At 67.4% G+C, this 12,797-nt stretch carries 11 protein-coding genes; 3 read left to right on the forward strand and 8 right to left on the reverse strand.

Translation table 11 applies throughout. From position 1 onward, the window contains the following. Positions 1 to 7 precede the first annotated feature (7 nt). Genes GO592_RS07525 through iolC form a run of 8 tightly spaced genes read right to left on the reverse strand, consistent with a single transcriptional unit; the run spans position 8 to position 9,191 of the window. Positions 8 to 1,513 carry a CoA-acylating methylmalonate-semialdehyde dehydrogenase gene (locus GO592_RS07525; RefSeq protein WP_202715104.1) on the reverse strand — a complete coding sequence of 502 codons (1,506 nt, stop codon included), beginning with the start codon at positions 1,511 to 1,513 and terminating at the stop codon, positions 8 to 10. 11 nt (positions 1,514 to 1,524) lie between these two features. After that, positions 1,525 to 2,397 (reverse strand): sugar phosphate isomerase/epimerase family protein, encoded by an 873-nt coding sequence (locus tag GO592_RS07530; protein WP_005261338.1) that lies wholly within the window; start codon positions 2,395 to 2,397, stop codon positions 1,525 to 1,527. A gap of 5 nt (positions 2,398 to 2,402) precedes the next feature. Further along, positions 2,403 to 3,470, reverse strand: a complete 1,068-nt coding sequence (locus GO592_RS07535; RefSeq protein WP_007299435.1) for a Gfo/Idh/MocA family protein — start codon at positions 3,468 to 3,470, stop codon at positions 2,403 to 2,405. 26 nt (positions 3,471 to 3,496) lie between these two features. Further along, positions 3,497 to 4,402, reverse strand: coding sequence for a sugar phosphate isomerase/epimerase family protein (locus GO592_RS07540; RefSeq protein ID WP_005261336.1), 906 nt, complete (start codon positions 4,400 to 4,402; stop codon positions 3,497 to 3,499). Positions 4,403 to 4,436: 34 nt separating this feature from the next. Then, positions 4,437 to 6,395, reverse strand: a complete 1,959-nt coding sequence (gene iolD, locus GO592_RS07545; RefSeq protein ID WP_082324993.1) for a 3D-(3,5/4)-trihydroxycyclohexane-1,2-dione acylhydrolase (decyclizing) — start codon at positions 6,393 to 6,395, stop codon at positions 4,437 to 4,439. Then, positions 6,392 to 7,288, reverse strand: a complete 897-nt coding sequence (gene iolB / locus GO592_RS07550) for a 5-deoxy-glucuronate isomerase (RefSeq protein WP_007299437.1) — start codon at positions 7,286 to 7,288, stop codon at positions 6,392 to 6,394. The genes iolD and iolB overlap by 4 nt, the downstream gene beginning before the upstream one ends. A 21-nt stretch (positions 7,289 to 7,309) precedes the next feature. Further along, positions 7,310 to 8,209 carry a Cgl0159 family (beta/alpha)8-fold protein gene (locus GO592_RS07555; protein ID WP_007299438.1) on the reverse strand — a complete coding sequence of 300 codons (900 nt, stop codon included), beginning with the start codon at positions 8,207 to 8,209 and terminating at the stop codon, positions 7,310 to 7,312. Beyond that, positions 8,202 to 9,191: a 5-dehydro-2-deoxygluconokinase gene (iolC, locus tag GO592_RS07560; RefSeq protein WP_007299439.1), complete on the reverse strand. Its 990-nt coding sequence runs from the start codon at positions 9,189 to 9,191 to the stop codon at positions 8,202 to 8,204. The genes GO592_RS07555 and iolC overlap by 8 nt, the downstream gene beginning before the upstream one ends. Positions 9,192 to 9,393: 202 nt before the next feature. Here iolC and GO592_RS07565 point away from each other — a divergent pair, with 202 nt between their 5' ends. From GO592_RS07565 to GO592_RS07575, 3 genes are all read left to right on the forward strand, one after another. After that, positions 9,394 to 10,131 (forward strand): GntR family transcriptional regulator, encoded by a 738-nt coding sequence (locus GO592_RS07565; protein ID WP_007299440.1) that lies wholly within the window; start codon positions 9,394 to 9,396, stop codon positions 10,129 to 10,131. Positions 10,132 to 10,162: 31 nt separating this feature from the next. Continuing rightward, entirely contained in the window at positions 10,163 to 11,524 is a 1,362-nt protein-coding gene (locus tag GO592_RS07570) for an MFS transporter (RefSeq protein WP_007299441.1), read from the forward strand. A gap of 185 nt (positions 11,525 to 11,709) precedes the next feature. Next, positions 11,710 to 12,708 carry a substrate-binding domain-containing protein gene (locus tag GO592_RS07575; RefSeq protein ID WP_007299442.1) on the forward strand — a complete coding sequence of 333 codons (999 nt, stop codon included), beginning with the start codon at positions 11,710 to 11,712 and terminating at the stop codon, positions 12,706 to 12,708. Positions 12,709 to 12,797 lie beyond the last annotated feature (89 nt).

Consider the following 12,797-nt stretch of genomic DNA (forward strand, 5'->3'; position numbering starts at 1 on the left):
CCAGGACCTATGCGTTCTGGGGGAAGCCGAGGTTGAGTCCGCCGTGGCTGGGGTCGAGCCAGCGGGTGGTGACGACCTTGCCGCGGGTGAAGAAGTGCACGCCTTCGGTGCCGTGGGCGTGGGTGTCGCCGAAGAGGGAGTTCTTCCAGCCGCCGAAGGAGTAGTACGCCATGGGGACGGGGATGGGGACGTTGATGCCGACCATGCCGACCTCGACCTCGTTCTGGAACCGTCGGGCGGCGCCGCCGTCGTTGGTGAAGATGGCGGTGCCGTTGCCGAACGGGCTCGAGTTCACCAGTTCCAGGGCCTCGTCGTAGGTCTCGACCCGGATCACGGAGAGGACGGGTCCGAAGATTTCGTCGGTGTACACGCTCATGTCGGTGGTGACGTGGTCGATGAGGGTTGGGCCGAGCCAGAACCCGTCCGTGCCGCCATTTGCCTGCACCTGTCGGCCGTCGACGACGATCGTGGCCCCGTCGTTTTCGCCGGCGTCGATGTAGGAGGCGACCTTGTCGCGGTGCACCTTCGTCACCAGCGGTCCCATGTCGGAATCGAGGGTGCCGTCGCCGATCTTCAATGTGTCGGTGCGGTCCTTGATCTTGGCGACGAGTTCGTCGGCGATGTCGCCGACCGCGACCAGGGCGGAGATGGCCATGCAGCGTTCGCCGGCGGAGCCGAAGCCGGCGTTGACCATGGCGTCGGCGGCGAGGTCGAGGTCGGCGTCGGGCAGGACGATGGCGTGGTTCTTCGCCCCACCGAGGGCTTGGACGCGTTTGCCGTGGGCGGTGCCGGTGGCGTAGACGTACTGGGCGATGGGGGTGGATCCGACGAAGCTGATGGCCTTGATGGCGGGGTGGGTGAGCAGTTCGTCGACGGCGGTCTTGTCGCCCTGCAGGACGTTGAACACCCCGGCGGGCAGGCCGGCTTCGGCCCAGAGTTCGGCCATCCAGATCGCGGCGGTGGGGTCCTTCTCGGACGGTTTGAGGACGACGGTGTTGCCGGCGGCGATGGCGATGGGGAAGAACCACATCGGGACCATGGCGGGGAAGTTGAACGGGGAGATGATCGCGACCGGGCCGACGGGCTGGCGGAGGGAGGTGACGTCGATGTTGGTGGAGGCGTTTTCGGTCATGCCGCCCTTGAGTAGGTGCGCGATGCCGCAGGCGAATTCGACGACTTCCTGGCCGCGGGAGACCTCGCCGAGGGCGTCGGAGACGACCTTGCCGTGCTCGGCGGTGATGATCTCGGCCAACTCGCCCTTGCGGGCGTTGAGCAGTTCCCGGAAGTTGAAGATCACCTGGGTGCGTTTGGCGAGGGAGGTGTCGCGCCAGGCGGGGAACGCGGCGGCGGCGTCGTCGATCACGGCGCGGGCGTCCTCGACGCTGGCGAGGGCGACCTGACCGGTGACGGCACCGGTCGCCGGGTTGGTGACCGGTGCGGTGTTGCCGCTGGTACCGGCGAAACCCTTGCCGTCGGACCAGTGTGCGATTTCGCGAGTGATGTTGGTGCTCATGTGTTGTCCTTTCACCGCGTGCGCGCGATGTAATCCTTCATGGTCTTCAGTTGGTAGCGGGAGACGTCGTGAGCGTTCTCGTCTTCGGCGAAAACGCTGGACACCATCACGGTGTCGGGTTTGTCGTAGAAGCCGAGTTCGCCGAGCCCGCCGAAGAATTCGTCCCAGTCGAGGTCGCCGTCACCGATCTTGAGGTGCTGGTGCACACGCACCGGGTTGCCGGGCGGGTTGGTGATGTACCGCAGTCCGTGGGAGCGGTGGTGATCCATCGTGTCCGCGACGTGGACGAGCCGCAGCATGTCGCCGGCCGCGCGCATGATCTCGAGCATGCCGGCGCCCATGTGGTACGAGTGGCACGCGACGTACACCAGTCCGAAGTTCTTCGAGTTGATGCCGCGGATCATCCGGATGGCGTCCAGACCGTTCTCCACGAAATCGTCGGGGTGCGGGTCGATGCGAACGTCGATGCCTTCACGTTCGATGATGGGGACGAGTTCCTCCATCGACCGGTAGAAGGCGCGCTCCGATTCCTCGGCCTTCTCCGGGCGGCCGCTGAACTCGGTGTTCATCACGTTCACACCGAGGTCGACGGTGATCTGAATGGCGCGCTTCCAGTACCGCACCGCCGCCTCGCGGGCGTCCTCGTCCGGGCCGGACCACCGCAGGACCGGCAACACGGAGGCGATTCCGACGCCCGCGTCGCTGCAGGACTTGCGGAACTGCCGGACCAGTTCGTCGTCGGCCTTCGGGTGGTTGAAGAACGGGATCATGTCGCGATGCGGGGTGAGCTGCAGGTGTTCGAAGCCGAGTTCCGCAACCACGGCCGGCAGTTCGAGCAGCGAGTAGTCGTGGTGGAACGGGGTGGGATCGAGTGCAATCTTCATCGTGATCAGGCTCCCGGAATGGAGGAACGGTCGACCATGTCGACGGCCACGCGCTCGCCGGTCTCGAGTGACTGCACGCCGGCGGCACACACGGCGGCGGCGGCGTAGCCGTCCCACGCACCGGGTCCGTCGACGTAGTTGCCGGTCTCCGCAGCCGTGCGGGCGGCGTTCACCCAGCGCTGGATCTCGACGTCGTAGGCCTGGCCGAAGCGTTCCTTGAACGAGGGGGTGATCTCCCCGCCCCACGCTCCGGCGCCCGAGCGGCCGTTGCCCGCGCCGGTGCCGTACTTGCGGACGAGTCCGACATCGAGCCCGATGAACGCCGAACCCTTCTCGGCGACGATCTCGGTGCGCACCTCGTAGGCGATGCCGGTGGTCACGAAGACCTCGACGTCGACGTGGCGACCGGATTCGGTGGTGAAGAACGCGATCTGGGGATCCTGAAGTCCCTTGGGCGCACCGGGGTTCGCGGCGGGCCGGAGGATGTGGACAGAGGTGATCTCCTCGTCGAACAGGAATCGGGTGACGTCCACCTCGTGGACCAGGGAGTCCTTGACGATCATCGAGCTGTCGAAGCTCGGCGGCACGGCGGGGTTGCGGTGCACGCAATGGGCGAGGAGCACCTGCCCGAACGTGCCGTCGTCGATGAGCGACTTCAGCTGCTCGTACTCGTGGTCGAAACGTCGCATGAAGCCGACCTGGATCAGTTTCTTACCGAGCTCGGCTTCGCGCTTCACGATCTCGAGGGACGTGGCGACGTCGGTGGTCAGCGGCTTCTCGCACATCACCGGCTTGCCGTGCTCGAGGCAGGCGAGGAGCTGCTTCTCGTGGGTCGGGCCTGGGGTGGCCAGGACGACGGCGTCGACACCCGGGTCGGCGATCGCGTCGAGCGGGTCGCTGATCACCCGGCAGCCGGGGATCCCGGCCGCGATCTGCTCGGCCTTCTCGATGAAGTAATCGTTGACGACGGCGACCGTGGCGCCCTTGATGCGCTCGGTGATGCGTGCGACGTGGTCGGCGCCCATCATTCCGACACCCAGGACGGCGATGCGCAGGTCGTTGCTTCCGGACATAGCTGACTAGCTCCTGACGGGATCGGTTAGACGAACTTGACGGACGGGATCCCGCAGGAACCCAGGTACTTACGGGTGCGCTGGGCGATCGGCAGCGGAACGTCCACGGCGCAGGGGTAGAGATCCTGCTCGACGATCGCGAACACGTCGATGTCGAGCTTCTCGATCGCGGCGAGCAGCGGCGGCAGGTCGGGGATGCCGAGCGGCGGCTCGATCATCGCGCCGAGCTTGACGGCCTCGCCGAAAGGCAGGTCCTCGGCCTCGACCTTGGCGCGGACCTCGGGATCGACCTGCTTGAGGTGCAGGTAGCCGATCCGCTCGGGGGCGCGCTCGATGATCGCGAGGTTGTCGCCGCCGCAGTAGCTGATGTGGCCGGTGTCGAGGCACAGGTTCACGTACTCGCTGTCGGTGCCGTCGAGGAAGCGGTACACATTCTCCTCGGTGTCGACGTGGCTGTCCGCGTGCGGGTGGTACTGCGCCTTCACGCCGTACTGCTCGAACATCTTCTTGCCCAGCTCGTTCATGCCGCCGGTCTTCTTCTTCCACTGCTCTGCAGTGAGATTGCGGTCCTCGAGCACCTCGCCGCTGCTCGGGTCGCGCCACATCTCCGGGATCACGACCACATGCTTGCCGCCGGCGGCCGCGGTCAGCTTCGCGACGTCCTCGATCTGGGTCCACACGGCATCCCAGGAGTCATCCTGATGCAGGTGCTCGAACACGGTGCCGGCCGACAGCTTCAGATTGTGGGCCGCGAGTTCGTCACGGAGTTGCTGCGGGTCGGTGGGCAGGTAGCCGTACGGCCCCAGCTCGATCCACTCGTAACCGGATGCGGAGACCTCGTCGAGGAACCGACCGTACGGGGTCTGCTGGGGGTCTTCGGGGAACCAGACGCCCCAGGAGTCGGGGGCGGATCCGACGCGAATGACGCTCATCGGGAATTCCTTTCGAGAAAGTGTGTCGGAGGGGTCAGTTGCCGGACGGGCGGAGGAACGGACGCTGGATCTTCTTCCACTGCGCGTACGTCTCGTAGGCGGCCCGGGTGGAGTCGAGCGTGCTGGTCGCGCTGACCGGCACGTCCCACCAGGATTCGCTGTCCGGGGCCGCGATGCGGGGGTCCGTCTCGACGTGGATGACGGTGGTGTTGTCACTGGCCTTCGCCAGCTTGACGGCGTCGGCGAACTCGGAGGCCGTGTTCGCGCGGATCACGTCGGCGCCGAGGCTGGCGGCGTTGGCCGCCAGATCGACGGGCAGGATGTCGCCGTCGAGCCGGCCGGAGTCGCCGCGGTAGCGGTAGTCGGTGCCGAACCGCTGAGAGCCCAGCGACTCCGACAGCGACCCGATGGACGCGAACCCGTGATTCTGCACGAGGACCACGATGACCTTCACGTTCTCCTGCACGGCCGTGACGAGTTCGGTGGCCATCATCAGGTACGAGCCGTCGCCGACCATGATGAACACGTCGCGGTCGGGGCAGGCCATCTTGGCGCCGATGCCGCCGGCAATCTCGTAGCCCATGCACGAGAAGCCGTACTCGACGTGGTAGCCCTTGGGGTCGCGGGTACGCCACAGCTTGTGCAGGTCGCCGGGCATGGAGCCGGCGGCGCACACGACGACGTCCCGCGGATCCGACAGCGTGTTGGCGAGACCGATGACCTGGTTCTGGTTCAAGCCGAGCGAGTCGTCGTCGATCTTGTAGACCGCGTCGACCGTGGACTCCCAGTGGTCCGCGAGTTCGGTTGTACGCGAGCGGTACTCGCCGGAAACCTGGTAGTCGCGCAGCGCCACGGCGAGTGCCTCGAGCGCCTCGCGGGCGTCTGCGACGACGCTGACGCCGCCCTGCTTCACCGAGTCGATCGACGCGACGTTGATGTTGACGAACCGCACGTCGGGGTTGTTGAACGCGGTCCGCGACGCCGTGGTGAAGTCGCTGTAACGGGTGCCGATGCCGATGATCACATCGGCCTCGGTGGCGAGCGCGTTGGCCGCCGTGGTGCCGGTCGAGCCGATCGCGCCGACCGACTGCGGGTGGTCGTAGGGCAGTGAACCCTTGCCGGCCTGACTCTGACCGACCGGAATTCCGGTCGCCTCTGCGAACGAGGCCAGTGTCTCGGTGGCGCCCGAGTAGATCAGGCCACCGCCCGCGACGATCAGCGGCTTCTTCGCCGTCCGGATCACGTCCGCGGCCCGCTCGATCACCGACTTCTCGGGGAGCGGCCGGGCCAGGTGCCACGTGCGCTCCGCGAACAGCGACTCCGGCCAGTCGAACGCCTCGGCCTGCACGTCCTGCGGAATGGCGACGGTGGCCGCACCCGTCTCGACGGGGTCGGTCAGCACGCGCATCGCGCCGAGCAGCGCCGAAGGTAACTGCTCCGGCCGCCACACGCGGTCGAAGTACCGCGACAGCGGTTTGAACGCGTCGTTGACGGTGACGTCACCGCTCGACGGCAGTTCGAGTTCCTGCAGCACCGGTGCGCTCGCGCGGGTGGCGAACGTGTCGGCGGGCAGGAGCAGGACGGGCAGCCGGTTGATGGTGGCGAGCGCCGCGCCGGTCAGCATGTTGGTCGAGCCGGGGCCGACGCTGGCCGACACCGCCCACGTCTGCAGGCGATCCTTCTGGCGTGCGTACGCGACCGCGCTGTGCACCATCGCCTGCTCGTTACGCCCGAGGACGTACGGCAGTTCGGATTCGGTCCCGGCTTCGACCGCGTCGATCTCGGCCTGTAGCAGTGCCTGACCGAGTCCTGCGACGTTGCCGTGGCCGAAGATGCCGAAGCAGCCGGCGAAGAACTTGGTGCGTTCGCCGTCCCGCTCGACGTACTGGTTGGCGAGGAATCGGATGGTCGCCTGAGCCACCGTGAGGTGGACGGTGCCCTCGGCGTTGGGGTTCTTGCTCGCCGACATCGGCGCGGTGGACACCACGGTCATGCTCCTTCGGACGGTGCGTGGAGGGGGAGGCGGGGATCGATGGTCTGGTGTTCCCAGCTGCCGCGCAGCCAGGTGTGGGCCGGGTCGTCGCAGATGTTCCAGGCGCGGTCTTGGCCGGGCCCGGCCATGACGTTCAGGTAGTACATGTGATGTCCGGGGGCGGCGATCGACGGTCCGTGATAGCCGTGCGGCACGAGCACCACATCACCGGAGCGCACCTCCTCGAGCACCTCGATGGGCCGCTCGGGAGTGCCGTACACGCGATGGTAGCCGAATCCGGTTTCGCCGAAATCTACTGCGGTGGAATTGGCTTCGGCGATTTCGAAGTAGTAGATCTCCTCGAGCTGCGACTCGACGTCGCTGTTCTCGTCGTGCTTGTGGCTCGGGTACGACGACCAGTTGCCACCGGGAGTGACGACCTCGCACGCGATGATCGAATCGGCCTCGAAGCGATCGGCGGTGCCGAAGTTGTGCACCTGGCGGCTGCAGTTGCCCGCGCCGCGCAGTTCGACGGAGATGTCGGCTGCCGGGACGTACCGGAACGGGAACTTCTGCCGCGCGCGGGCCCCGCACAGGGCGAATCGTCCACCGGTCGCGCTCGTCACCGTGTAGGCCGAATCCCGGCCCACGTAGGCGAAGTCGCTCGGTCCGTCGAACACGGATCGCCGCCCGGTGAGGGCGAACTCGGTGCCCTCGCTCGACACCGCCGCGGACCCGGCCAGTGGCACGACGATGATTTCGTCGTCACCGGACGCGAGTTCGGCCGAGCCACCGGGGGCCAGGGTGAGCACCCGCAGACTCGATTCGGTCCAGCCCGCCGATTCGGGGGTGACCTCGAGGTCGAACGGCCCGGTGGCCGCGGAACCGACCGGCACGTAGTACTTGCTGTTCATCGTGGGCCTCTCCGGTGTGCGTCAGTGAACGAGGGATACGGCGGTGTCGACCGCGGCGGCGACGTCCTCGTCCCGCGGGTACAGCAGGGTGCGTCCGACGATCAGGCCGCGGACCGACGGCAGCGCGAGGGCCTTGGCCCAGCTCGCGAACGTTTCCTCGGGGGCTGTCTGCGGGTCTCCGCCGAGCAGCAGCGTCGGAAGCGTCGTCGCGTCCATGACGCGTTCCATCTCGTCGACCACCGGAAGCTTCATCCAGGTGTACGCGGACGTGGAGCCCAGGCCCTGGCTGATGTGGATCGACTTGATCACGGCGTCGGCGCTGAGATCGTTCTTGACCTTGCCGTCGACCCGTCGCGACAGGAACGGTTCCACCATGGCCATCAGTCCGGCCTCGGCCAGCGCATCGACCGCCTCGGCACACGCAGTGAGGGTGGAGAGAGTGCCGGGATCATCGAGATCGATGCGGCACAGCATCTTTCCGCCGTTCATGCCGGCCTTCGCGGTGCCGGCCGCGGTGTAGCCGGTCATCCGGTCGTCGAGTTCGAAACTGGCGCCGGCCAGGCCGCCGCGGTTCATCGACGAGATGACCACCTTGTCGTCGAGTGCGCCGAGCAGCACCAGGTCGTCGAGGATGTCGGCGGTGGCGAGCACGCCGTCCACGCCGGGGTTGCGCAGGGCGGTGCGGAGGCGGTCGAGGAGGTCGGTGCGACTGTTCATCGCGGTGGGACGGTCGCCGACCGAGAGTGCACCGCGGGCGGGGTGGTCGGCGGCGACGATCATGAGCCGGCCGTTACCGCGCATCGTGGGCCGGGTGATCCGGGTCGCCCAGGCGCGGTTTATGGCGCCCGGGTCGTTCGCGCGTACGTCGGTGACGTCGGCGTAGGACGTGCAGACTGCGCGGTGAGCGAGAGTTTCAGACATTGACAGCCTCCGAAGTGGTGGAATCGGCGAGCGCCCGGACCTCGTCGGCCGTCGGCATCGCGGTGGAGCATTCGAGGCGGGAGGCGACGATCGCCCCCGCGGCGTTGGCGTAGCGCAGGATCTTCTCGAGCGGCCACCCCGCGAGCAGGCCGTGGCACAGCGTGCCGCCGAAGCTGTCGCCGGCACCGAGCCCGTTGACCACCTGGACGTCGTTCGGGGGCATCGTGATGCTCTGGGTGCGTGTCTTCCCGAGGACACCCTTGGGGCCCTGCTTGACGATGGCCAGTTCGACGCCGAGATCGAGCAGCGCGTCCGCGGCCTTGTGCGCATTTGTCTCGCCGACCGCGATCTCGCACTCCTCACGGTTGCCGACCGCGACGGTGACGTGCTGGAGGGCGCGCTGCACCTGAGCGGTGGCCTCGGCGGGGGAGGACCAGAACATCGGGCGGTAGTCGAGATCGAGGACGGTGTGGGTGCGGCGTCCGCGGGCTTCCCAGGCCGCGAAATGCGCACTGCGGCTGGGCTCTTCGGACAGTCCGGTGACCGTCGACCAGTACAGCTTCGCGTCGCGGACCGCGTCGACGTCGATGTCCGCCGGCGTCACCTGCAGGTCCGGGGCGACGGGTTTGCGGTAGAAGTACAGCGGAAAGTCGTCCGGCGGGAAGATCTCGCAGAACGTGACGGGTGTCGGGTGGTCGGTGTCGATGCCGACGTAACGGTTGTCGACGCCGAGGTCGGTGAGTGCCGTGCGGACGAAGCGCCCGAACGGATCGTTGCCGACGCCCGAGATGAGCGCGCTGCGGCAGCCGAGGCGGGCGGCGGCGACGGTGACGTTGGCCGCGCTTCCGCCGAGGAACTTGCCGAACGTCTCGACGTGTTCGAGTCCGACTCCGGTCTGCAATGGGTAGATGTCCACACCGCAGCGCCCGATGGCGAGGACGTCCAATCCGTTCCGGTTGGTGTGCGTCTGGATGGTGGTCAAGGCTGACTCCCGAATAGGTCGTTGTGGGTGGTCTGCGCAGGGCGCCGAGGTCTGATTGAAACTGTGCTCCACCTCACCGACTCCTGTCAAGACTTTGTCCTGACATTATTACTTGAAGTCAATCTGGTGTTAGTGTTCGCATACACTGCCGGAAAGATCGGCGACGGCGACGTCGCCCCGCGCACGAGGATCGGAGTTGTCCGTGGGTGCACCACTCGCAGTCGAGCTCGACAGGTCGAGCCCGGTTCCGCTGTATTTCCAGCTCGCGCAGACGATCGAGAACGCGATCATCGGCGGGGAACTCGCCCCCGGTGACCGCTTCGAGAACGAACTGGCGCTCGCCAAGCGGCTGAACCTGTCGCGCCCCACCACGCGCCGCGCCATCCAGGAGCTCGTCGACAAGGGGCTGCTCGTCCGCAAACGCGGGGTCGGCACCCAGGTGGTGCAGAGCGCGGTGCACCGGCCGGTCGAACTCACCAGCCTCTTCGACGACCTCGCGCGGGCGGGGCAGAGCCCGACCACCAAACTCCTCGACTACCAGGTGGCCGTGCCGGCCGAAGACGTCGCCGCCGAACTCAACCTGCAGCCCGACGCCGAGGTCGCGTCCATCCGGCGCCTCCGCAGCACCAACGGCGAACCGCTGGCGCTGATGACCAACCACATCCCGGTGGACCTCGCGCCGGATCCCGAGGAACTGGAGGCGCACGGCCTCTACCACGCACTCCGGGCCCGCGGCGTGCACATCCGGCTCGCACGGCAGCGCATCGGCGCGAAAGCGGCGAGCAAGGCGGAGGCGTCGCTGCTCGACGAGAAGACCGGGGCGCCGCTGCTGACGATGAACCGGACCGCGTTCGACGACTCGGGAAGCGCCGTCGAGTTCGGCAGTCACTGCTACCGCGCGTCGCGGTACTACTTCGACACGACCGTTGTCGATCGCTAGAACCGCGCGCGCGACGTCGTTCCCCCGCGGAATGGCCCTGCTGGTGGCAGGTGCCCTGTTCATGGAAATTCTTGACGCCACCATCATCGCGCCCGCCGTCCCGCTGATCGCCGAGTCCTTCGGTGTCGACGCAGTCGACGTCAACATCGCGATCTCCGCCTACCTTGTGACGGTCGCCGTCCTCATTCCCGCGAGCGGGTGGGTGGCCGACCGGTTCGGGACGCGCCGGGTGTTCGTGGCCGCCATCGCCGTGTTCACGCTGGCGTCCATCGGGTGCGCGGCGAGTGTGTCACTGCCGATGCTCGTCGCGATGCGGGTGCTGCAAGGAGTCGGCGGCGCGATGATGGTGCCGGTCGGGCGGCTCGCGGTGCTGCGGTCGAGCACGAAGAGCGACCTCGTCCGCGCGATAGCCCTGCTCACGTGGCCCGCGCTGGCGGCGCCCGTCATCGCGCCCCTGCTCGGCGGTGCGATCGCCACCGTCGGCTCGTGGCGATGGATCTTCGTCATCAACATTCCCATCGGCATTCTCGGAATCCTGCTGTCCCTGAAGCTGGTTCACGGGGCGGGCTCGCGGTCGACGAGCAGGCTGGACTGGCGGGGCCTCCTCGGGGTCGGAACAGGGATCGCGGCAGCCCTGATCGCGCTGGAGAGCATCCGCGTGACGGGCACGGACTGGCGGCGGGTCACGATCGGGGGAGTGGTCGCGGTCGTTCTGCTGGCGGCCTCGGTGCGCCATCTCGCCCGCACACCCCACCCGCTCGTCGACTTCCGCGTGCTGCGCGTCCGGACGCTGCGCACCACCGTCACCGGGGGTTCGCTCTACCGCCTGATCGTCACCGCGGTGCCGTTCCTGCTGCCGCTGCAGTTCCAACTCGGCTTCGGCTGGACCCCGTTCCTCGCGGGTCTGCTCGTCGCGGCGCTGTTCGCCGGCAACATTGCCGTCAAACCCTGTACGACGCCGCTGATGCGGCGCTTCGGGATCAGGCCGATCCTGCTGGTCAATGCCCTGTTGTCCGTCGGCTGCTTCGGGTTGCTCGCCGCCCTGAGCTCGTCGACCCCGATGCCGGTCATCGCGGGGGTCCTGTTCGTGAGCGGAGCCCTGCGTTCGGTCGGATTCACCGCGTACAACAGTCTCGCGTTCTCCGACGTCGATCGTGCCGACCTCACGCACGCGAACACCCTCAACGCCGCCGTGCAGGAACTGGCGGCCGGTCTCGGGATCGCGGTCGCAGCGCTCGCCCTCACCGCGTTCACGCCGTTGGCGACGTCGTCCGAGCACGGGTTCGGGTCCGAATATTCCTGGACCTTCGTCCTTTTGGGGCTGCTGATGTTGTGCACGGTGGTCGACACGCTGCGTCTGCCGCGCGACGCGGGGGCAGCGGTCACGCGCTGAGTGCGCCTGTATCCGTCCATCCCTCTGCTCGATTTCCGGGCCGACTGCGGAACACCCATGTCCGCCTTTGATATGTGGTCCTAATGTCCAGACAAACTATTGACTTTCGGGTGTGGCGCGTATTACATCTAAGGCACACGGCCGAGACGTCACCGGGCCGTTCGTCCCCCCGAGAGGAAAAGTAGATGAACTTCCCCAACCGGCGTCGCGTGGCGGTCTTGGCCTGCGCGAGTGCCCTGGTGATGAGCCTCGCGGCGTGCTCGAGCACCGGAGGCAAGCCGGACAGCAGCGGGTCCGGGATCGGCGCGGGCACCGCCGACACCCCGCGCATCACGATCGCAATGGTCACGCACGCGGCACCGGGCGACACGTTCTGGGACCTGATCCGCACGGGCGCGCAGGACGCCGCCGACAAGGACAACGTGGAACTGAAGTACTCCGCCGATCCGCAGGCCCCCAACCAGGCCAACCTCGTGCAGACGGCAATCGATTCCAGGGTCGACGGACTCGCGCTCACCCTCGCCACCCCCGAGGCGATGGCTCCCGCCGTCAAGAGCGCGCAGGAGGCAGGCATCCCGATCTCCGCGTTCAACGCCGGATACGGAGCCTGGAAGGACATGGGGGCGACCCAGTACTTCGGGCAGGACGAGACCATCGCCGGCCAGGCCGCGGGGAACCGGCTCAACGAGGACGGCGCCAAGCACGTCATCTGCGTCATCCAGCAGCAGGGCCAGATTCAGCTCGAATCCCGTTGCGCCGGCGCCAAGCAGACCTTCCGCGGCACGTTCGAGACACTCAACGTGAACGGGGAGGACATGCCGTCGGTGAACTCGACGATCGCCGCCAAGCTCCAGCAGGACCCGTCCATCGACGGTGTGCTCGCGCTCGGCGCCCCGATCGCCCTGACCGCCGTGCAATCGGTCGGTAACGCGGGCAGTCCGGCCAAGGTCTACACGTTCGACACCAACGCGGCACTCGTCGACGCCATCTCCGACGGCAGCGTGCAGTGGGCCATCGACCAGCAGCCGTACCTCCAGGGCTACCTGGCCATCGATTCGCTGTGGCTATACCTGAACAACGGCAACGTCATCGGCGGCGGCGGGCCCACACTGACCGGGCCGTCGTTCATCGACAAGTCCAACATCGACAAGGTCGCCGAGTACGCCAAGGCCGGCACCCGCTGATCGGCGGCCGATCACATGTCAGGGAACACGATCCGGACCCCGGTGGGTCCATCTCATGCACACACCATCACCGTCACCATCGACCCGGC

Origin of the sequence: Rhodococcus sp. 21391, assembly GCF_016772255.1 — a bacterium.
Classification (GTDB): Bacteria; Actinomycetota; Actinomycetes; order Mycobacteriales; family Mycobacteriaceae; genus Rhodococcus_F; species Rhodococcus_F opacus.